This is a genomic window from Bradyrhizobium sediminis, from assembly GCF_018736105.1.
Classification (GTDB): Bacteria; Pseudomonadota; Alphaproteobacteria; order Rhizobiales; family Xanthobacteraceae; genus Bradyrhizobium.
Window position 1 is genome coordinate 2,047,817 of sequence record NZ_CP076135.1, and the last position, 20,205, is coordinate 2,068,021.

The 20,205-nt window shown below is 63.9% G+C and carries 17 protein-coding genes and 1 pseudogene; 6 read left to right on the forward strand and 12 right to left on the reverse strand.

The window, feature by feature from the left end; genetic code table 11:
- Positions 1 to 73: 73 nt before the first annotated feature.
- The 6 genes from KMZ68_RS09770 to KMZ68_RS09795 all read right to left on the reverse strand — a co-directional run bounded on the left by KMZ68_RS09770 (position 74) and on the right by KMZ68_RS09795 (position 5,571).
- On the reverse strand, positions 74 to 658 hold the full coding sequence (locus KMZ68_RS09770) for a hypothetical protein (protein ID WP_215615570.1): 585 nt from the start codon (positions 656 to 658) through the stop codon (positions 74 to 76).
- Between the two features lie 394 nt (positions 659 to 1,052).
- The gene (locus KMZ68_RS09775; RefSeq protein ID WP_215615571.1) at positions 1,053 to 1,814 is read right to left on the reverse strand and encodes an anti-sigma factor family protein; all 762 of its coding nucleotides are present in this window, start codon (positions 1,812 to 1,814) and stop codon (positions 1,053 to 1,055) included.
- Complete coding sequence (locus KMZ68_RS09780) at positions 1,811 to 2,371, reverse strand: sigma-70 family RNA polymerase sigma factor (RefSeq protein ID WP_215615572.1); 561 nt, start codon at positions 2,369 to 2,371, stop codon at positions 1,811 to 1,813. The genes KMZ68_RS09775 and KMZ68_RS09780 overlap by 4 nt, the downstream gene beginning before the upstream one ends.
- 91 nt (positions 2,372 to 2,462) lie before the next feature.
- Complete coding sequence (locus KMZ68_RS09785; protein WP_215615573.1) at positions 2,463 to 2,795, reverse strand: cupredoxin domain-containing protein; 333 nt, start codon at positions 2,793 to 2,795, stop codon at positions 2,463 to 2,465.
- A gap of 13 nt (positions 2,796 to 2,808) precedes the next feature.
- Positions 2,809 to 3,753, reverse strand: a complete 945-nt coding sequence (locus KMZ68_RS09790; protein WP_215615574.1) for a metallophosphoesterase family protein — start codon at positions 3,751 to 3,753, stop codon at positions 2,809 to 2,811.
- 198 nt (positions 3,754 to 3,951) lie between these two features.
- Complete coding sequence (locus tag KMZ68_RS09795; RefSeq protein WP_215615575.1) at positions 3,952 to 5,571, reverse strand: GMC family oxidoreductase; 1,620 nt, start codon at positions 5,569 to 5,571, stop codon at positions 3,952 to 3,954.
- A gap of 142 nt (positions 5,572 to 5,713) precedes the next feature.
- On the opposite strand from KMZ68_RS09795, the gene KMZ68_RS09800 reads away from it, so the two are divergent.
- Positions 5,714 to 6,886: a M20 aminoacylase family protein gene (locus KMZ68_RS09800; RefSeq protein ID WP_215615576.1), complete on the forward strand. Its 1,173-nt coding sequence runs from the start codon at positions 5,714 to 5,716 to the stop codon at positions 6,884 to 6,886.
- A gap of 232 nt (positions 6,887 to 7,118) precedes the next feature.
- Here KMZ68_RS09800 and KMZ68_RS09805 read toward each other — a convergent pair.
- Positions 7,119 to 7,757 (reverse strand): annotated as a pseudogene (locus tag KMZ68_RS09805) (UdgX family uracil-DNA binding protein); the annotation flags it as partial.
- 226 nt (positions 7,758 to 7,983) lie between these two features.
- Between KMZ68_RS09805 and KMZ68_RS09810 the strand changes: the two are divergent.
- The 3 genes from KMZ68_RS09810 to KMZ68_RS09820 are packed head-to-tail and all read left to right on the forward strand — an operon-like array spanning position 7,984 to position 13,728.
- Positions 7,984 to 8,778, forward strand: coding sequence for an ImuA family protein (locus KMZ68_RS09810; RefSeq protein WP_215616273.1), 795 nt, complete (start codon positions 7,984 to 7,986; stop codon positions 8,776 to 8,778).
- Positions 8,669 to 10,261 (forward strand): Y-family DNA polymerase, encoded by a 1,593-nt coding sequence (locus tag KMZ68_RS09815; protein WP_215615578.1) that lies wholly within the window; start codon positions 8,669 to 8,671, stop codon positions 10,259 to 10,261. The genes KMZ68_RS09810 and KMZ68_RS09815 overlap by 110 nt, the downstream gene beginning before the upstream one ends.
- Before the next feature lie 5 nt (positions 10,262 to 10,266).
- Positions 10,267 to 13,728 carry an error-prone DNA polymerase gene (locus KMZ68_RS09820; RefSeq protein ID WP_215616274.1) on the forward strand — a complete coding sequence of 1,154 codons (3,462 nt, stop codon included), beginning with the start codon at positions 10,267 to 10,269 and terminating at the stop codon, positions 13,726 to 13,728.
- Positions 13,729 to 13,810: 82 nt separating this feature from the next.
- Here KMZ68_RS09820 and KMZ68_RS09825 read toward each other — a convergent pair whose 3' ends face one another.
- The 3 genes from KMZ68_RS09825 to KMZ68_RS09835 form a co-directional block, all read right to left on the reverse strand.
- The gene (locus tag KMZ68_RS09825; protein WP_215615579.1) at positions 13,811 to 14,233 is read right to left on the reverse strand and encodes a hypothetical protein; all 423 of its coding nucleotides are present in this window, start codon (positions 14,231 to 14,233) and stop codon (positions 13,811 to 13,813) included.
- 281 nt (positions 14,234 to 14,514) lie between these two features.
- Entirely contained in the window at positions 14,515 to 15,429 is a 915-nt protein-coding gene (locus KMZ68_RS09830; protein WP_215615580.1) for a hotdog domain-containing protein, read from the reverse strand.
- Positions 15,430 to 15,496: 67 nt separating this feature from the next.
- Entirely contained in the window at positions 15,497 to 16,969 is a 1,473-nt protein-coding gene (locus KMZ68_RS09835; protein ID WP_215615581.1) for an amidase, read from the reverse strand.
- Positions 16,970 to 17,282: 313 nt separating this feature from the next.
- On the opposite strand from KMZ68_RS09835, the gene KMZ68_RS09840 reads away from it, so the two are divergent.
- Positions 17,283 to 17,918: a DUF1326 domain-containing protein gene (locus KMZ68_RS09840; RefSeq protein WP_215616275.1), complete on the forward strand. Its 636-nt coding sequence runs from the start codon at positions 17,283 to 17,285 to the stop codon at positions 17,916 to 17,918.
- Positions 17,919 to 17,924: 6 nt separating this feature from the next.
- Positions 17,925 to 18,746, forward strand: a complete 822-nt coding sequence (locus tag KMZ68_RS09845; RefSeq protein ID WP_215615582.1) for a DUF2182 domain-containing protein — start codon at positions 17,925 to 17,927, stop codon at positions 18,744 to 18,746.
- Between the two features lie 63 nt (positions 18,747 to 18,809).
- Here the strand turns inward: KMZ68_RS09845 and KMZ68_RS09850 are convergent, their stop codons facing one another.
- Both KMZ68_RS09850 and KMZ68_RS09855 read right to left on the reverse strand, forming a co-directional pair.
- Positions 18,810 to 19,493, reverse strand: a complete 684-nt coding sequence (locus tag KMZ68_RS09850; protein WP_371741469.1) for a formylglycine-generating enzyme family protein — start codon at positions 19,491 to 19,493, stop codon at positions 18,810 to 18,812.
- A 25-nt stretch (positions 19,494 to 19,518) separates the two neighbouring features.
- Complete coding sequence (locus KMZ68_RS09855) at positions 19,519 to 20,199, reverse strand: peroxiredoxin-like family protein (RefSeq protein WP_215615584.1); 681 nt, start codon at positions 20,197 to 20,199, stop codon at positions 19,519 to 19,521.
- Positions 20,200 to 20,205: the final 6 nt, after the last annotated feature.

A 20,205-nucleotide genomic window follows, 5' to 3' on the forward strand; every position in this document is an offset into this window, starting at 1 on the left:
TGAAAGTTAAAGATTCTGGTGGTTGGCCATTTGTAGCCGGTAAGGAGCTCGGTGATAGTCTGGGCTGCCGTCATCATCGTCTCCCTTTTTGGAGTTCTTGAGCGCGTTCAATGATTTTCAGCATGGTCGCGTCGAAGTAGTTGATCACGCGATCAGTCAGGCAGCTTGAAGGATCGGTTTCGGCAGGGCAGAAACTCACTTCCGTTGGGAACTCGTGGTGTGCCCTTGGGATATCGCGATGGTAAGGGCCTTCCGCCGTCGTATCCTTGTAGTAGCTGTGCATGATCAAGGAGATGAGCAGCCGGCGGGGGTGTTCGGGGTCGGAAACCGCACGCGCATAGAACTGGAGGCTCAACTGCCGCGGCGCGCTTGCGCGTTCCCTCAGACAATCCGGTCCTGCGAGGACCGGATAGGTAAGCCCCAGCGTGCGCAAGCGCGCTTCGATCGTGCGCGCGACAATTTCATTGACGGTTGCATGTGCAAAGCGTTGAAACACCTCCGGCTCCGCCGAAATCTCAACCGAGCTGCAGACACTCCGAAACGGGCCAGTTTGGTAGATTGCTGCCCATGACGTTGACGCACACTCGCTGACAAGGAGAAGCATCGCGAAGAGCACGGTCTTGAAGCGTCTGGCATAACGTGCCGTGACTTCGTTCATTCGTCTCATCGGACCGTACAGTTCATTTGGAGACCACCATCAACTTGGTCGCGCAGGTCAGATCTGAGTCAACAAACGTAACAACCTTAGATTGCTCGTGCGCTTCCCGATGTCAATAGTCACTCTTTCGTCGCACGGATGATTGCAGGTTGGATCAAAGTTAAAGGTTCGTTATCGCTCGACGATCTTGATCATGGAGCGTTGCTGCCGATGGCTGAGCAATATTGAGATAGCACGATAGCGCGTATGAACGCATCTGCTCCGCGTCGTCGCGGCGAACGCCGGGACGCATAGTCACCGACGTTCATTGTGCGGGAAGATGTTTGACACTGGCGTCTTGCCGATTGGCCGTGGCGTGCGGATCCCGGCGTTCGCCGCGACGACGGCCTTGAAATTACCCCGCGCTCCCGCTGCGCAGTGCGCTCTCGAACTTCTCGCCGAACTCGCCGAGTTCATCGGAAGCGATGTCGCTGACCGCCCAGAAGTGCAGGCCGCGTTCGCTCCAGCGCCGGATGTTGAAGCCCTGCAGCGTTTCGATTTTGGCGGCGCGGCGTTCGGTGCTGGCGGTTTGCGCCACGAACAGGTTGATGACATGCGAGCGGCGGCGGTAGACGATGGCGCCGATCGGGCGGGTGTCGACGTAATCGAGCCGGCCGCCGACCAGGGTAAAACCCAGCGCGGTGAGGTCGACCACCGGCGGCGCCACGTCGAGCTTGCCGTTGAACCACGGTTTGACCGTGTGCTGGTCGGTCGACAATACGTCGGTGAGATGTCCCGCCTGCAACGAGCGCAGATGCGCCGACACCACCTCGGACTGGATGCGCGCCTCGTCGTCGCTGCGCAGCACGATAGCGACGAGGCCGGTAGCGGCGATCGCCGAGACCGCGGATCCAAGCGCAAAGCCCTTGAGCACCGCGCGCCGGCTCGGCGCCTTGGTTTGCGGCAACGAGGCTTCGATGCGCCGGCGCAGTTCCTGCGGCGCCTTGAAGCCTACATCGGCGGCAGCGACTGCCTGGCTGATGTCGCGGTAGTCCCGCAGCAGCGCCGCGCAGCGTGGGCAGGTCGCGATATGGTTCTCGACCTCGCGCGCGTGGCCGGCGTCGAGTTCGCCGTCGATCAGCGCGTGCAGCAGGATTTCAGCCTCGTCGCAGGTCATTTCAATGACTCCTGTTCCGCCAGCCATGCCGATCGCAGCAAGGCGCGGGCGCGCGCGAGACGGGACATCACGGTGCCGACGGGCACTTCGGCGACATCGGCGATCTCGCGGTAAGACAAGCTCTGGATTTCCCGTAAGACAAAGGTCTCCCGGAACGGTTCGGCGAGGGCTGCGACCAGCCGCCGGATGGTGTCGGAATCCCAGCGGCGCACCATCTGCGTTTCGGGCGTTTCCTGCGCTTCGTGCCAGAGCAGCGTCTGCGCGGTTTCATCCGGCAGGTCGTCGATGGTGGTGGCCGGCGAATTCGCGCGCCTGGCAAATTCGGCGCGGCAGACATTGCGCAGGATCGCAAACAGCCAGGGTTTCATGGCCGGCCCGCGATAACTGTCGAAATGTTTCAGGGCGCGCAAAAAACATTCCTGCACCGCATCCTCGGCCTCGGTGGCGTCGCGGAGCAAATAGCGCGCCAGCGTATAGACGTCGTCGAGATACGGCAGCGCCGCATCGCGAAAGCGCCGTGCCTTCTCGGGATCGTTATCCGGAGCGTCGACCGGCATCGCCTGTTGCCCGGCTCTTGCAGAAGCTGCTGACGCCCGGCCGGTTGCCATCCACCGGCCGGGCATCGCAGTGATGCCTTGGTTTCGCTCGCTACTCAACCCTGATCATCCCGGTCATGTGCGGATGCAGCGAGCAAAAATACTTGTAATCGCCCGCTGACGTGAACGTGAACGAGAAGCTGTCGTCGGTATCCAGCGTTTTCGACCTGAACTTGCCCGCGGAGACCACCGTGTGCGGAATGTCATCGCGATTCTTCCAGGTCACCGTCGTGCCGACCTTCACGTTGAGCTGTTGCGGCTCGAAGGTGAAATTGTCGATCATGACCGCCGTCTCCTCGGCGTGAGCGCCGCCGAGGTACAGGGAAAGAATGGTCGCGGCGATGGCGGATCGCATGCCAAGGCCGCGGAGAGTTACGGATACCATCACGAAATTCCCTTCAGCCCTGCAGCGGCGTGTCGATGATCGCGAGCCGCTGCTCGCCGGGCTTGAAGTTGATGCTGGCGACGCCGAGCAGGGTGCGCAGCTTGTCGTCGGGGACCTTCATCGGCCCGGGCGAGGGCGCGGTGCCGGGCGCCGGCTGCGGGAATGCGGTCGAGCGCGCGGTGTGGAAGGTGACGTTGCCCTCGACCTTCTGCATCACCTGGTGGATGTGGCCGTTCAACACGGTGACCGAGCCAAAACCCTTGAGGTAGTCGAGCGCACGCGCGCCGTCCTCGGTGCCCCAGCCCCAGGTCGGATACACCGTCCACAGCGGGATGTGGGCGAACACCACGATCGGCGTCGATTTCGAACGGCTCTTGAGATCGTCCTCCAGCCATTCCAGCTGCTCGGAGCCGAGATTGCCGAGGCCGCCGGCCTTGAGGTCGACCACGTTGACGAGGCCGATGAAGTGGACTCCGTTGGAGTCGAACGAATACCAGCCGGCGCCCTTGGTGCCTTTGCCGTAGCGTTCCTTGTAGAGCTTGACCTCTTCATCGATGAAATCGTGTTCGCCGGGCACGTAGTGCACGTCGAGCTTGGCCTGCGAAATGATGCGTTCGGCGTTATCGAACTCAGCCGCCTTCGACAGATGGGTGATGTCGCCGGTGTGAATCATGAACGACGGTTTTTTCGGCATCGCCTTGATCTGGTTGATGGCTTGCTCGAGCGTGCCGATCGCGTTCGGATTGGCCGGTTTGTCGAAGCCGATATGGCTGTCGCTGATCTGCAGGAAGGTCAGGCCGGCCGGCTCGGCGGCCTGCGCGGAGCCGACCAGGCCGAGCGAGCGGGGCACGCCGCCGGAAATGGTCCAGAGCACGCCGGTGCCGGCCCAGGTCATGCATTCCAGCACGCGGCGGCGGCTGACGCCGTGGCCGTGGTCATCGTGGTCGTGGTCGCTCATGATAAACCTCCATGGTCCCTTGATTGGGTTTCCGAGGGGCTTGATCGGGCGGGGGCGGGGTTTATTCCCGGAATTGACGGGCCAGCAGATAGCGGCGATGACGATTTCGTGAGCGAAAAAATCGTAGCTCGGATGGAGCGAAGCGCCATCCGGGAATAATCGCGAGACCGGCCCCGGATTTCGCTGGGTTTATCCGGGTTACGTACGCGAATCCTTCAAAATCATCGCAGCGCCCATGTCGGCGATCATCGCGGTCGGGGTGTTGGTATTCCCCGACGTGATCGTCGGCATGATCGAGGCATCGACCACGCGCAGGCCGGCAAGTCCGTGAAAGCGCAGCCGCTCATCGACCACGGCCAGGGGATCGCTGGCCGTGCCCATTTTCGCAGTGCCGACGGGGTGGAAGATCGTGGTGCCGATATCGCCGGCGGCTTTCGCCAGCGAGGCATCGTCATCGCCGACCGACGGGCCCGGCAGATATTCTTCCGGATGATACTGTTCGAGCACCGGCTGCTTCATCAGCCGTCGCGTGGCGCGGATGGCGTCGGCGGCGACCTCGCGGTCTTCGGCGGTCGACAGGTAGTTCGGCGCGATCGCCGGCGCCTGGTCGGGCTGAGCCGAGCGGATGCGCACGGTGCCGCGCGACGTCGGCCGCAGATTGCAGGCGCTCACGGTGATTGCAGGGAAGCGGTGCAGCGGATCGCCGAACTTGTCGAGCGACAGCGGCTGTACGTGGAACTGGATGTTGGCGCGCTCGCGGGTAGCGTCCGAGCGCGTGAAGATGCCGAGCTGCGACGGCGCCATGGTAAGCGGGCCGCGGCGGCGGAACGCATAGTCGAGGCCCATCAGGCCGCGCCGGAACAGCGAGTAATAGGTCTCGTTGAGGGTGCGTACGCCGCTCACCTTGTAGATCGCGCGCTGCTGCAGATGATCCTGCAGATTGCGTCCGACGCCCTGGCGGTCGAGCACGACATTGATGCCGAGCGGCGCCAGCCAGTCGGCCGGGCCGATACCGGAGCGGTGCAGCACCTGGATCGAGCCGATCGAGCCGGCGCTCAAGATCACTTCGCCCTTGGTGCGGGCCTCGACGACCTCGCCGCCCTGCATGAATCGCACGCCGACCGCGCGGCCGTTCTCGACGATCAGGCGATCAACCAGCACGTTCTTTTCCAGACGCAGGTTGGGACGCGTCAACGCGGGCTTCAAAAAGCCCCGCGCGGAAGACCAGCGGCGCCCGCGCTTCTGGTTGACATGGAAATAGCCGACGCCCTCATTGTCGCCGGTGTTGAAATCCGAAATCTTGCGGATGCCCATTTCTTCCGCGGCATCGCCGACCGCGTCGAGGATGGCCCAGGACAATCGCGGCGCTTCGATCCGCCAGCCGCCGCCTGAGCCATGATGCTCGCTTGGCCCAAGGAAATGATCCTCCAGCCGCCGGAACGCCGGCAGCACGTCGTCATAGCCCCAGCCGGCAAGGCCGAGCTGGCGCCAGTGATCGTAGTCGGCGGCTTGTCCCCGCATCGAGATCATGGCGTTGATGGCGGAGCAGCCTCCGATCACCCTGCCGCGGGGATAGGCCAGCGAACGGCCGTTGAGCCCGGGTTCGGGTTCGGTCCGGAACATCCAGTCCGAACGGGGATTGCCGATCGCGAAGAGATAGCCGACCGGGATGTGAAACCAGATCCAGTTGTCGTTGCCGCCGGCCTCCAGGATCAAGACGCGGTTGTTGGGATCGGCCGACAGCCGGTTGGCGACGATGCAGCCGGCGGTGCCTGCGCCGACGACGATATAGTCAAAATCACCTTCGAGCCGCTTCATTTGCCATCACCACGCCGCCCACCCCGGGCGTCAAAGCCCATACCGTCGCTGCCGCCCGCTGTACAGCGCGGAGGAGTATTGGGTGGATCGGTCCTTGCATGCTAGACAGGACAAAGCACTCTAACCAACCGAGATTTTTCCCATGCCAATCGTCAACCGCGTCGCCGATCTGCAACCCGATATCCAGGCCTGGCGCCGCGATATCCATGAAAACCCCGAATTGCTCTACGACGTTCACCGCACTGCGGCATTCGTGGCGGACCGGTTGCGTGAATTCGGCTGCGACGAGGTCGCCACCGGCCTCGGCGTCACCGGCGTGGTCGGCGTCATCAAGGGCCGCAAGCCCGCCGGCAAGGGCGAGGTCAAGGTGATCGGGCTGCGCGCCGACATGGACGCGCTGCCGATCGAGGAGGAGACCGATCTGCCATACGCCTCCAAGACGCCGGGCAAGATGCACGCCTGCGGCCATGACGGGCACACTGCGATGCTGCTGGGTGCGGCGCGGTACCTCGCCGAGACCCGGAATTTCGCCGGCGATGCGGTGGTGATCTTTCAGCCGGCGGAGGAGGGCGGCGCCGGCGCCGCCGCGATGATCAAGGACGGCCTGATGGACCGCTTCGGCATCGATCAGGTCTACGGCATGCATAACGGCCCGGGAATCCCAATCGGTTCCTTCGCGATTCGGCAGGGACCGATCATGGCGGCGACCGATTCCATCGACATCCGGATCGAAGGGCTCGGCGGCCACGCCGCGCGGCCGCACAAATGCATCGATTCCGTCCTGGTCGGCGCGCAGCTCATCAACGCCTTGCAGTCGATCGTCGCGCGCACCATCGATCCGCTGGAATCGGCCGTGATTTCGATGTGCGAATTCCACGCCGGCAACGCCCGCAACGTGATCCCGCAGACTGCGGAACTGCGGGGCACCGTCCGCACCCTGACGGCCGAGGTGAGGGAACTGATCGAGAAGCGGGTGCGCGAGGTGGTTGCGGGTGTGGCGCAGATGACCGGCGCCAGGATCGATCTAGTCTACGAACGCGGCTATCCGGTCGTGATCAATCACGCCTCACAGACCGATTTCGCGATCCAGGTGGCGAAGGAAATTGCCGGTGACGGCAACGTGCATGAAATGCCGCCGCTGATGGGCGCAGAGGATTTCGCCTACATGCTGGAGGCGCGTCCGGGGGCGTTCATCTTCTGCGGCAATGGCGACAGCGCCGGCCTGCACCATCCCGCCTACAACTTCAACGACGACGCCATCGTCTACGGCACGTCATACTGGATCAAGCTGGTCGAGAACACGCTGGCGGCGTGAGCCGTCAGCGTCGCACGACGTTGATGGCGCGGCTGATATCGCGGTGAAGCGGAACATGGCGGGATTGTCGCGCCGCAAGAGCGGCGCGCTGTGCAGCGTCCGGGGCTAGGGCCGCCACGCAGCGCGCCGACCCCTGAGAACGTCACGGCGCTAATATACTTACAATTAAAGGTTGTGCGAATGAATGTCAAATCCTTGCGGCGAATCTCGTGCCTGAATGGTGTGCATATCCTTACGCTGCGCGCGCCAATTTTCTCATGAGATCGGCGGCAATCTCGAGATCATCGACGAAGCGCTGATATTCCCGCGCCTTGGCGGCCGCATCCGGCAGCCGCAACAGATAGGACGGATGCACCGTCACCAGCGCCTTGGCGCCGTCGTCGAGATCGATCAGCCGGCCGCGGCTCCTGTTGATCGGCGTGATCTTGCCGAACACGCTTTGCGCCGCGGTGGCGCCCATCGCCACCACCAGATCGGGTTTGATCGACTTGAGTTCGCGTTCGTACCATGGCCGGCAAGCCCTGATTTCAGGCGTCGTCGGCTTCTGGTGCAGGCGGATTTTCCCGCGAGCCAAGAATTTGAAATGCTTCACCGCGTTGGTGACGTAGACCTTCTTGCGGTCGATGCCGACTTGTTCCAATGCACGGTCGAGCATCACTCCTGCAGGCCCCACGAACGGCCTGCCGGCGAGGTCTTCCTTGTCCCCGGGCTGCTCGCCGACCAGCATCAGGGATGCATGCGGCGGGCCTTCGCCGAACACGGTCTGGGTCGCATCTTTCCAGAGCGGACAAGCGCGACAGCCGGCGGCCTCCTCGCGCAAGGCTTCGAGGCTGACGCCGGAGGGGTGAGACGCTGGGGTCATGGGCGTTTCCCGCTTGCCGTTAAGGCTATCACTGCGCCGAGCCGGGAGCCAATGCGGGCAGGGTGTCGAAGGCTCCTTTCCATCCCATTGGGATTGTTAACGAAAATCGTGAATGCGGATCCTGATTGACTCCGCAGGGCCTATTAGCTTTATATTAGAACATATCATGAACAAATGGACCGGCCGCTGGTTCTCTCCTGAACCGGCGGCGGCCACCATCCCAGAGGAGCGGCGCATGAGCGGCGCACGCACGAACACGCTTGCGAGTTTGCGCGGCAGCATCGAGCGCATCGAGGCCCATGCCGACGCCACCGCGCCGGCGCGCGTCGCGCTCGGGCATGCGGATGCGGATGCGATGCTGCAGGGCGGTCTCGCGCTGGCCGCCATGCACGAGGTATTCGCCGAGGGACGGCAGAGCGCCGCGGCGACGGGCTTCATCGCAGGCCTTGCAGGGCGGGCGGCGGCGCGGCGGCCTCTGGTGTGGGTACGGCAGGATTTCACCGAGATCGAATCCGGCGCGTTGTCGATGAGCGGGCTGGCCGAACTCGGCCTCGATCCGCGCCGCGTGGTGACGGTGCGTGCCGCCGACATCGACGCCGCATTGCGCACCGCCGCCGACGCGCTGGCCTGCGATGCGCTCGGCGCCGTGGTGCTGGAAGTCTGGGGCGAAACACGACAGCTCGATCTCGTCGCCAGCCGCAAGCTGACGCTGGCGGCGCAGGCCTCCGGAGTTACCGGATTAGTACTGCGGGTGGCGGCGGAACCACAGCCCTCGACGGCGGAGACGCGATGGATCGTGCGCGCGGCGCATTCGCCGCCCGCCTCCCTCTGCAGCGCGTGGGGCGCGCCGGTGTTCGACGCGCAGCTCGTCCGCAACCGTCATGGCCCGGTCGGGCGGTGGATCATGGAATGGAAATGTGATGAGTGCCTTTTCGAGAAACCGGCGGCGTATCCTCAGCCTGTGGCTGCCGCGCCTGCCCATCGACCGCATCAAGCGCCAGCTCGCGCGCGACAGCGCCGCGCCGGGTAATAGCGAACCCAGCATCGTCGTCGCCAGGCAAAACAACGCGTTGCAGATTTTTGCGCTCGATGACGCCGCCGCGCGCCTCGGGCTTTCGATCGGCCTGCCGCTCGCCAATGCCCGCGCCATCTGTCCGCAAATAACAGTGTTCGATGCCGATGAGGCGGCCGACGCCAGGGCGCTGGACGACATAGCCTGTTGGTGCGACCGCTTCACGCCGCTGGTGGCGCTCGATCCCCCGTATGGCCTGTTTCTCGACATCACCGGCTGCGCCCATCTGTTCGGCGGCGAGGCCGCGCTGATGGAAATCGTCTGCGGCGCGCTGACGCGGCACGGCTTTGCCGTCAGCGCAGGCATCGCCAGTACCTCGATCTGCGCGCGGACGATGACGCGCCATGTTTCGGGAAAAATCATCAGTGAGGGCGAGGAAGCCGCTGCGGTCGGGCCGCTGCCGGTGTCCGCGCTCGGCGCCGCTGACGCCATCACCCGCGGCCTGCGCCGCGCCGGGCTGAAAACCATCGGCGATGTGGCCGCGCGCGCGCGTCACGAGATCACGGCAAGGTTCGGCGCTGATTTCACCACCCTGCTGGAAGGCGCGCTGGGGCAGGGCGATGCGCCGATCAGCCCGCGCAAACCGCTGCCGGATTACATCGTGGAGAAAAGGTTTCCCGAACCGGTCGCCACCGAAGCCGTGATCTCGGCAACGCTGTCGCGTCTGGCCGGGATGCTGGTCGCGGCGATGGACCGGCAGGGCAAGGGCGCGCGGCGGCTGCAGGCTCATTTCTTCCGCACCGACGGAGTAGTTCGCGCGATTTCGGTCGACACCGGACAGCCCGTGACCAAGGCCGAGGTGATCGACCGGTTGTTTCGTGAGCGGCTCGATGCCCTGAACGATCCGCTCGATCCCGGTTTCGGTTTCGATCTCATCCGCCTGTCGGCCAGCCGCGTCGAGATCGTCGTGCAGCAGCAGCGCGATCTCGACGCCAAGGTGCACGACAATGACGAACTGGCGGCCCTGATCGACCGCATCGCCGCGCGGATCGGCGGACGGCGCGTGGTCGTGCACCTGCCGCAGGACACCCATATTCCCGAACGCGCGGTACTGGCGGCGCCGGCGCAGCACCATCTTGCCGCGGCCCAGCAGGCGGACTGGCCGGCACGGGCGGAGAGCGAACCTCCCTTGAGGCCGCTGCGGCTGTTCGCGCGGCCGGAAGCGATCAAGGTGATCGCGGAAGTGCCGGATGGGCCGCCGGCGTGGTTTCAATGGCGGCGGGCCACCCATACGGTGATGCGCGTCGAAGGTCCGGAGCGCGTCGCCATGGGATGGTGGCGTTCCCCGGCCGAGATGCTGACGCGCGATTATTTCCGCGTCGAGGACGAAGCCGGCCTGCGGTTCTGGCTGTACCGCGACGGTTTGTACGATCGCGAGATCGCGCAGCGCGAGGGCGAAATCGCTCAGCCGAACTGGTTCGTGCATGGACTGTTCGCATGAGCTGCATGGATGGCATGGCCTATGCCGAGATCGGCATCGCCACGAATTTCTCGTTCCTGCGTGGCGGGTCGCATCCGCAGGAATATGTGCAGCAGGCGAGCGAGTTGCGGCTTCCCGCCATCGGCATTGCCGATCACAACACGTTGGCCGGCGTGGTGCGGGCCTACAAGGAGCTGGAAAACCCCGAGGTCAGATGCCGGCCGAAGCTCCTGGTCGGCTCGCGCCTCGTCTTTATCGACGGCACGCCGGATATCCTGGTCTATCCGCGCGACCGCGCCGCCTACGGCCGGCTATGCCAGTTGCTCACCCGCGGCAAGCGCGGCGACGATGCCGACAAGACCGACAAGGGCGAATGTCGCCTGAAGCTGGATGATCTCCTCGAATTCAGCGAAGGGCAGCTTCTGGTTCTGGCGCTGCCGCATCGCTTCGAGGCGGCAACGGCGCTTCAGCTGCTGGACCTGTTGCAGCGCAGCCGCGCCGATGGCGTGTGGCTGGCGGCGAGCCTGTTGTATCGCGGCGATGACAGGCGCCGGCTTTCGCGGCTGCAGCGCATCGCCGCCACCGCCCGGGTGCCGCTGCTGGCGACCAACGAGGTGCTGTATCACCATCCCGCGCGCCGCCCGCTGCAGGATGTCCTCACCTGCATTCGCGAGAAGACCACCATCGACGCCATCGGCCGGCGTCTCGAAGCCAATGCCGAACGCTACCTCAAGCCGGGACACGAAATGGCGCGGCTGTTTCGCGACGCGCCGGAGGCGATCGCGGAAACCATGCGGTTCGCGGATCGCATTACGTTTTCGCTCGATCAGCTCAAATACCAGTATCCCGACGAGCCGGTGCCGCCGGGCAAGACCGCGCAGCGCCATCTGGAAGACCTGACCTGGGCCGGCGCGCACCAGAGATTCCCGGTCCGGATTTCGCCGAAGACCAGGAAGGTCCTGCACAAGGAACTGCGGCTGATCCGGAAGCTGAAATACGCGCATTATTTTCTCACCGTGCACGACATCGTCCGTTATGCGCGCAGCCAGAATATCCTCTGCCAGGGCCGGGGATCGGCGGCGAACTCGGCCGTCTGTTACGTGCTCGGCGTGACCTCGGTCGACCCGACCAAGGTCGATCTGCTGTTCGAGCGCTTCATTTCCAAGGAACGGCTGGAGCCGCCCGACATCGACGTCGATTTCGAGCATTCGCGGCGCGAGGAGGTGATGCAGTATGTCTACCGCCGCTATGGCCGGCATCGCGCGGCGATCATCGCCACCGTGATTCATTATCGCCCGCGCAGCGCGATCCGTGACGTCGGCAAGGCGCTGGGGCTGACGGAAGATGTCACCGCCGCACTGGCCGATACGGTGTGGGGCAGTTGGGGCAAGGGCCTCGACGAAATGCAGGTCAGGCAGGCGGGCCTCGATCCGCAAAACTCCATGGTCGGGCTCGCCGTCGAGCTTGCCGCCGAACTGATCGAATTTCCGCGGCATCTGTCGCAGCATGTCGGCGGTTATGTGCTGACCCAGGACCGGCTCGACAGCTATGTGCCGATCGGCAACGCCGCGATGGACGACCGCACCTTCATCGAATGGGACAAGGACGACGTCGACGCCTTGAACATGATGAAGGTCGACGTGCTGGCGCTGGGCATGCTGACCTGCATCCGCAAATGCTTCGACCTGATTGCCGATCACAAGGGCGAACGCTACGAACTGGCGACGGTCCCGCAGGATGTGCCCGAGGTCTATGACATGCTGTGCCGGGGCGAGTCGCTCGGCGTGTTCCAGGTCGAAAGCCGCGCGCAGATGAACATGCTGCCGCGCCTCAAGCCACGGATATTTTACGACCTCGTCATCGAGGTCGCCATCGTGCGGCCCGGTCCGATCCAGGGCGACATGGTGCATCCCTATCTGCGGCGGCGCAACGGCGTCGAGAAAGTGAGCTATCCGTCGCCATCGCCCGCGCATGGCGACAAGGACGAATTGCGCAGGGTCCTGCACAAGACCCTCGGCGTGCCGCTGTTCCAGGAACAGGCGATGCGGATCGCCATCGAGGCCGCGAAGTTCACCTCGGAGGAAGCCAACGGCCTGCGCCGCGCGATGGCGACGTTCCGCAACGTCGGCACTATCGGCAAGTTCGAATCCAAGATGGTCAACAACATGATCGCGCGTGGCTACGATCCCACGTTCGCGAAAAACTGTTTCGACCAGATCAAGGGGTTCGGCAGCTACGGTTTTCCGGAAAGCCATGCCGCAAGCTTCGCCCAGCTGGTCTATGTCTCGTCATGGCTGAAGCATTTCCATCCCGATGCATTCTGCTGCGGGCTGTTGAATTCGCAGCCGATGGGTTTTTACGCCCCCGCGCAAATCGTCGGCGATGCCCGCAACAACGGCGTCGAGGTGCGCGAGGTCGACGTGTCGTTCAGCCACGCGCAGAACACGCTGGAGGAGGGAAGCGGAAAATATCACGCCGTGCGGCTCGGCTTCCGCCAGATCGACGGCTTTCATTGGATCGATCCGGATGAGGAGAGGTTGAAGAGAAGCGTTCCGTCATTCCGGGGCGCCGCGTCAGCGACGAACCCGGAATCTCGAGATTCTCAGATGTGCGATAGCACATCTGAGTTCGTCGCTAGCGCGACGCCCCGGAATGACAAGGGCGAGAAGATGGACGACTGGGCCGAGCGCATCGTCGCCGCGCGGGCCCGCCGCCCCTTCACTTCGCTGGAGGATTTCGCCCGCGACACCGGCTTGCCCAAGCGCGCGCTGATCCTGCTGGCGGATGCCGATGCGTTTCGCTCGATCGGACTCGATCGCCGCGCCGCATTGTGGGCGGTGCGGCGACTGCCTGACGACGTGCCGCTGCCGCTGTTCGAAATCGCCGTGGCGCGCGAGCAGCCCGACGAGAAGGCGCGTCCGCTGCCCGAGATGCCGCTGCCGGAGCAGGTGGTGGCCGACTATCAGACCATCCGGCTGTCGCTGAAGGGCCACCCGATGGAGTTCCTGCGGCCGATGTTTGCGAAGGAGGGCGTCGTTGCCTGCGAACGCGTCTGCCATGCCGACGACAAAAAGCGCGTGCGCTGCGCCGGCGTGGTGCTGGTGCGGCAGCGTCCGGGCAGTGCCAAGGGCGTGGTGTTCATGACGCTGGAGGACGAAACCGGCATCGCCAATATCGTGGTATGGCCGAAGGTGATGGAGCAGTTCCGAAAAGAAGTAATGGGCGCGCGGCTCATTCTGGTCGAGGGCTATATCCAGAGCAGCCCGGAACAGGTGACGCATCTGGTCGCGCAACGGCTATACGACCGCTCGCATGACCTGGTCGGGCTCGCCAACGACGCGCCCAGCCGAAAACATCCGGTGCCGGCAGGCCCGGCGCTGATCGAACCGCTCAATGACGATCCGCGCGAGCATCCCGACAACCCGGCCCAGAAAATCCGCCATCCGCGCAATGTGCGGATCCTGACGCCCTCGCGGGATTTTCATTGAGGTGACCAAGAGCATTACGTCAGGAACCCGCCGTGTCCGCACAAAAGCGGAAGCCCAGCGGTAACCGTTTTGCTCCTGAACCCTAGAGTCCGGCAAATCCGCGCAGCTTTTTCACCGTTTCGGCGGCGTCCTTGGCTTCCTCGGTCGTCAGGACCGTGATCTCGCCGGTGCGCCTGTGCAAGACGCTGTGATGGATTGCCGCGCCTGAAAGGCCGTCCACGTCCGACTTCACCGCGATGTCGTCGATATCGGAGAGCGCGAACTCGACCGGCTTCTTGTTCCACAGCAGCATCTTCTGCTGCAGCGTTGCCTTGCCGGACTCCTTGTCGAGCGTAAGCGTCGTCGAGCCTGCTTTCAAAATGCACTTGCGCGGAGTTTCTTCGATATTCGCCATGGCAAGGTCCCCTTGGTTTCCTGCTTTCACATGCCAGTTATCGAGTGATGCCTTGGGTTGCGTGGTGTCGATGCGGTCCTCCTTCGCTGCAAAACAAGGCGATGCCCACACGCAAGCCGCCAGAGAGATGACCCTGACGGCTTGCCGTTGCGTGGTGATTGCGTGGAGGTGTGCTGCGTCGAGCGGCGTCGAACGTAACCGTGCCTAACCACGCCATGGGACGCACGGTCTCACTGAAATGAGGCGCGGTGCGTTGCCAGTGTGTCGGACCAACGATCCCCGATGCCGCGAATGCTGTCATGCACGATGACGTCGATCAAGCCAGCGTTGCTGTCCTATCGACGCCGGGATGCCGAAGCCTGTCGAGACGGCGCGCAATCGCCAGGACGGGCCTATTCCTCATCCACGCCCGGCGCCTGCCTCAGCATGAAATGACCGAATGCCGAGGCGATGGGCTTGGCCCGATCGTCCTGCCAGGCCTGCGCCTCGAAAGCGACGACGCGCCGACCCTGCTTGACGATCGACACGTTGGCGTAGCTGTCCAGCGCGCGGCCGGAGCGCAAATAATTGATGGTGAGGCCGATCGGCTTCGGCGGCGACACGCCGAGTTCGCGCGTCACGCCCACGATCGCGGCCGTTTCGAGGAAGGCGCCGGTCATGCCGCCGTGGATGGCGGGCAGGATCGGGTTGCCGATGATCCTTGGCGAGAAGGGCATGACCAGCGTGCCATCCTCGCCGATGCGGATGCCGAGACAACGCGCGAAGGGGCTTTGGGCGAATGGGCCGGTCGGATCCTCCGGCGCTTCAAGCGTCGGCAGTGCGCGATCCTCCATCGCCCGGTCCCGAAGCATGTTGGTCCGGTTCGCGCCGATCATGAAGCAGGCCGTTGCGGTGGCGACGGGATCGTCCTCGGATTCCTGGTAGGCCGTCGAGCGCACGAAGGCGATCGAGCGGGTTACGCGGGAGCAAAACGAATGCGCCTTGATGTCGAGGCCGGGCGTTGCGGGCTTCTGATAGTCGATGCGCAGGTCGAGCGTGGCGATCGCGCGCGTCCCATCGAGCGCGAGCTGGACGGCCATGCCGCAGCTCTCGTCGAGCATGGCGGTGACGACGCCGCCGTGAAGAACGCCCGTCCCGGTGTCGCCGACGAAGACGGGGCGGTACGGCAGGCTCGACCAGGCTTCGCCAGGGGCGGCGCGGTCGAGCCGAAGTCCGCTGATGTAACCATAGACGGAGCGGCGGCCCTGGATGGCTTCGGCCAGTTCGTCAAACGGCAGTGGCGTGTTGAGTATCGGTGTTTTGGACATGCCGGCGTTCTAGAGCAGGTTGCGAAGTGAGCAAGAGATGGCGCGCCCCGCGCCAAACGACCGTCGTTCAGCCCTGCGTCACGTGCACCCTGGGCGTCCGTCCGGAATTCCATTGGCCGCCGACCGCCCGCTCGATCTGCGCCGCCAGCTGCAGCAGCAGCCCATCATTGGCCTGCTTTGCCTGTGCTTGAATGCCGAGCGGCAACCCATTCTCATGTTCCGCCAGCGGCAGCGAGATCGCGGGAATTCCGCACAGATTGGCGAGCGGCGTGAAGGCGAAGTTGCGCCATAGATTGCCGAACCAATCCAGCACCGATGGATTGTCCGATATCGTCAGGTATTCGGTGGTGCCGACCTTCGGTGTCGGCAGCGCGGTGACCGGCGTCAGGATGATATCCCATTCCTCGAAGAACGCTCCGAAGCCGCGGGATGTTGTGTTGAAGACCGCCTGCATGCGCGCCCGCTCGGCAAACGACGTGTGCCGGCCTGCTTCCCAGATCCTGATGTTGACGGGCTCGACGAGATCCGCTGGCGGCCGGTCCAGCCCGCGTGCCGCGAGCATGTTGCCGATCACGACCGCAAAATTGCTGATGTAGCAGGTGGTCTGGGCGTCGAACGCGGCGCGATAGTCGATCTCGGGTAACGCGTAATCCACGCGATGGCCGAGGCCTTCGAGGAATCGCCCGACTCTTTCGAGCTCCGATGCGATCTGCGGTGTCGCCCGATAGTCGCCCCATTGGTGCGAGAGCGCGATCTTGAGCGGTCGCGGATCGCGCTTGATCATGTCCTGGTAAGGCTGCGGTGAGGTCCAGAACGGCATGAATTCGCCCGGCCCGGGACCGCGGCATGCATCGACGAAAGCCGCGGTATCGCGTACCGAACGCGACTGGCAGCCCTGGATCGATACCAGCCCGGTCAAATCCGACAGGTGCGGCGCGAGCGAGAACACCCCCCGTGAAACCTTGAGACCGATGTTGCCATTGACCCCGGCCGGAATGCGGATCGAACCTCCGCCGTCAGTGGCATGCGCGATTGGCACGACGCCCGCCGCGACCATGGCGGCGCTGCCGGCGGAGGATCCGCATGTCGTGTAGTCCGTGTTCCACGGGTTGCGGGTGACGTAGACGGCGGGATTGTCTGCCGAACTGCAAACGCCGAACTCCGGCGTGGTCGTCCGTCCGATCAGGTTGAGTCCCGCCTGGCGCATCTTCGCCGTCAGGAAAGTATCGGCGGTGGCGCGATTGCCGCGCATCAGCAGCGAGCCCATTTCCTGCAAGCGCCCCTTCATCGTCGGGCCCAGATCCTTCATCAGGAAGGGCAGGCCGGCAAAGGGCCCCGCGAGATTGGCATCCTTGCCGGGATCGGCGATCGCGTCCTCGAAGACCTCGACCACTCCCGACAGCGCCGGATCGACCTTGGCGATGCCTGCAGCTGCCTGACTTGCCAATTCCTTTGCCGTCAGTTCGCCCTTCCTGACGCGTGCGGCCAGCGCCACTCCGTCGTGCTGCGCCCAATCGTTCCAGCTCATCGGCAAAGTCATGCGATTCATTCCCTTCGGTGCGGCGCCACCTTAGTTTCGCACCATGGCAAGTCAATCAATCGAGATGCATGGGAATCCGGGCTCAGGCGGTTCGCGTCATCCCGCCTTGAAACGATCTGCGTCTGATCGGGGTCGCGGTGGAAGTCCGCTTTGACTCCACGAGACATTTTGCAATCTCTTCTCGAACCCTTCCTCGGCGCAACTCCCTCGTCCCTTGCAGCTTTCGGAAGAGCCCCGGTTCTGTTACCGTTTGGGGGCGCCCCGGCGGCGTGATTTGCCCTCGCTGCCAAGGGTAACATGTCGGGAGGTGACGATGGCCAACACCACTTGGATGATCAAGGGACGTGAATTCGTTAATTGCAATTGCTCTTACGGTTGTCCCTGCCAATTCGACGGATTGCCGACCCACGGACATTGCCGAGCGGTCGCCGGCTTCGAGATAGAGCAGGGTTATCATGGGTCGACGAAGCTCGACGGTCTGAAGTTCGTCGGGATCTTCCGCTGGCCAGGCGCAATCCACGAGGGCAAGGGCGAAGCCGCGGTGGTGATCGACGAGCGCGCGACCGAGGCACAACGCGGGGTGCTGTTGCGGATCCTCAGCGGCCAGGACACCGAGCCGGGAGCGACCGTCTTCAACGTATTCGCCTCGACGCTCGAAAAGCTGCACGATCCGATCTTCGCTCCGATCGAGTTTCAGGTTGATGTTGCAGAGCGGAAGGCTCGACTGGTCGTGAAGGGCGTTACCGAAGGCCACGGCGAGCCGATCCTCAATCCAGTGACGGGAGCGGCGCACCGGGTTCGCATCGATATGGTGGGCGGCTTCGAATACCGGCTTGCCGAAGTCGGACGCGGCTGGACCAAGACGGCGCAACCGATCAAGTTCGAACTCACCGATTCCTACGGTCAATTTGCGGAAATTCACCTGTGCCAAAGCGGCATCGTGCATTGAGCTGATATGGTCGGTGGGACCCTCGAGGCCATTCTGCGACGCGACCGCGCGATCGTAGCCGCCGCGCTGGTTGTCGTGACGGCGCTCGCCTGGAGCTACCTGCTCTGGCTTGTCGCCGACATGGACATGGGTGGCATGGATATGTCGGGCTTTCGGATGGTCCCCGCCGGCATGGGTCTGATGAAGCCGGCCACCGCACCCTGGAACGCAATCGAGTTTGCGTTTGTGTTCGCCATGTGGGCGGTGATGATGATCGGCATGATGACGCCGTCGGCTACGCCCATGATCTTGCTATATGCGCGGGTCGGCGGACAGGCGGCAAACACAGGCAAGGCGCTGGCCGCGGCCTGGTGGTTCGCGGCCGGCTATCTTCTGGTCTGGACCGTGTTCGCGTTCGCCGCCACGTTGGCGCAATGGGTGCTGGAGCGGGAGAGCTTGCTCACGCCGGCGATGGCCGGCGCGGGCGGGGTGTTCGGCGGCATCGTCATGATTGCAGCCGGCCTTTATCAGTGGATGCCGCTCAAGGACGCCTGCCTTCGGCAATGCCAGGCGCCGTGGTTGTTCATTCAGCGCCACGGTGGTTTTCGCGGTGACATGCCCGGTTCGCTTCTGCTCGGCGCCCGCCACGGGATGTACTGCGTCGGCTGCTGTTGGGCGCTGATGGCGTTGTTGTTCGTAGGTGGGGTGATGAACGTGCTGTGGATCGCCGCGATTACGATCTTCGTCCTGGCTGAGAAGATCGTTCCGGCTGGCCGTGCGATCTCGCGCATCGCAGGCCTGGGATTCCTGGCCTGGGGTGCCTGGCTGCTGAAGGATGCATTGGTATGATCGACATCATGCCTCATTCGGCCGCCTCATCGGCGCGGGCAATCGGCTAGACGATCGGACCAGTTACTGGCGCAATGTTCGGGCAACGCGGATGCTCATATAGATGAGGCGATTGGGGGAGCCGAACCACATGCGTGCAGCCGATCTGGCGGTTTGAGCGCTTCGGCTGAAGGCGCCACCGCGAAGAACATGCCCACCGCAATTCCCGGTCATCCAGGCTGAACCGTCGGATGGCGCTCCATCGTAATTTTCGTTCCAGCAATCCTCGACCCAATCATAGACGTTGCCGTGAATCTGATAGAGCCCCCAGGGATTGGGAGCAAATGACTGAACCGGCAAGGGGCGCGCTCGCTCGGCGGTCTGATGTAGGTCAAGGCTCGCAGACGTCAGTTCGCGATTGCCGGGAGCGCAATTTGCCTGCGCGGGCAGGAACGTGTCCCCCCACCAATACGCCATTGTCGTCCCGGCGCGCGCGACATACTCGCGCTCAGCTTCGCTGAGAAGGCGATAGGTCCTGCCGGTGGTACGGGAGAGCCAGGCAACGTACTCCTTGGCATCATCCCACAGGATATTGATTACCGGCTGCATCCCGCGCCCCCAGCCTCGGTCGGAAGATTGAAAGCTGCAGCCCCTTGCCGCTACGCAAGCATCCCACTCGCCAAATGTCACGGGAAAGCGATCCACACTGAATGGTCGTGCGAAGTTTACCTTGTGTTGAGGCCTCTCGTCGGGGGTGCAGGATCGCACACCCAAAACACACTACCGCGCCTGGCTAGCCTGCAACCTGGGAGGCGGCCGACATCAGCTCCTGCGACGTCGGCGCTCCGAACATGCGGCGGCCGCCTTCGGGAACTTCGGTAAAGCTCCAGCGCACGATCCCCTCCCGGTCGAGCAGGAACTGGCCGAAGAGCTGGCCTGTGCCCGTTGCGGCCATGCGCTGATCGGCTTCCGTCATTTCGTAGCCGTCTTTTGCGTTGAGGACATCGGCCGCCGCGATCGGATTCATCGGCTCCGGCAGTTCGCCCGGCAATGCCATCCGCATGCTCATCACCGCGTTCATGCCCATCTTGCGCGGCCATTCGGTTTCGCTCTCGGTGAACTCGAGATTGGGCAAGCCGAACGCGCGGTGCGAGATGCGCTCGGGGTCGGACGCGGCGAGCAGGTTGGGCAACGGATGGTAACGGAAATAGAGCCGCGCACGCTCGATCGGCGTATTGACCACCGTGAGACTTTCGATGCCTTTCTCGCGCAGGGCGACGTCAAGTTGCGCCTGCGCCGCGATATGGCGCCGGCAGAACGGGCAATGCAGGCCTCGAAACAAGCCGACCAATATCGGGCTGTGGCCGCGAAAGTCATCCAGTGCGATCTTGCCCTGGCGCGTGATCGCGTCCAGCACGATGTTCGGTGCGCGGTCGCCCGGCTGGAGTGGCCCATCGACATGAAGTTCGGACATGGTGAC

Coding starts and splice junctions, on each gene's coding strand:
- KMZ68_RS09855 (WP_215615584.1), bottom strand. CDS start 20,199: ATGTCCGAACTTCATGTCGATGGGCCACTCCAGCCGGGCGACCGCGCA.
- KMZ68_RS09775 (WP_215615571.1), bottom strand. CDS start 1,814: ATGACCTGCGACGAGGCTGAAATCCTGCTGCACGCGCTGATCGACGGC.
- KMZ68_RS09835 (WP_215615581.1), bottom strand. CDS start 16,969: ATGACTTTGCCGATGAGCTGGAACGATTGGGCGCAGCACGACGGAGTG.
- KMZ68_RS09830 (WP_215615580.1), bottom strand. CDS start 15,429: ATGTCCAAAACACCGATACTCAACACGCCACTGCCGTTTGACGAACTG.
- KMZ68_RS09795 (WP_215615575.1), bottom strand. CDS start 5,571: ATGAAGCGGCTCGAAGGTGATTTTGACTATATCGTCGTCGGCGCAGGC.
- KMZ68_RS09780 (WP_215615572.1), bottom strand. CDS start 2,371: ATGCCGGTCGACGCTCCGGATAACGATCCCGAGAAGGCACGGCGCTTT.
- KMZ68_RS09810 (WP_215616273.1), top strand. CDS start 7,984: ATGAGCGGCGCACGCACGAACACGCTTGCGAGTTTGCGCGGCAGCATC.
- KMZ68_RS09820 (WP_215616274.1), top strand. CDS start 10,267: ATGGATGGCATGGCCTATGCCGAGATCGGCATCGCCACGAATTTCTCG.
- KMZ68_RS09845 (WP_215615582.1), top strand. CDS start 17,925: ATGGTCGGTGGGACCCTCGAGGCCATTCTGCGACGCGACCGCGCGATC.
- KMZ68_RS09790 (WP_215615574.1), bottom strand. CDS start 3,753: ATGAGCGACCACGACCACGATGACCACGGCCACGGCGTCAGCCGCCGC.
- KMZ68_RS09770 (WP_215615570.1), bottom strand. CDS start 658: ATGAACGAAGTCACGGCACGTTATGCCAGACGCTTCAAGACCGTGCTC.
- KMZ68_RS09840 (WP_215616275.1), top strand. CDS start 17,283: ATGGCCAACACCACTTGGATGATCAAGGGACGTGAATTCGTTAATTGC.
- KMZ68_RS09800 (WP_215615576.1), top strand. CDS start 5,714: ATGCCAATCGTCAACCGCGTCGCCGATCTGCAACCCGATATCCAGGCC.
- KMZ68_RS09785 (WP_215615573.1), bottom strand. CDS start 2,795: ATGGTATCCGTAACTCTCCGCGGCCTTGGCATGCGATCCGCCATCGCC.
- KMZ68_RS09815 (WP_215615578.1), top strand. CDS start 8,669: ATGAGTGCCTTTTCGAGAAACCGGCGGCGTATCCTCAGCCTGTGGCTG.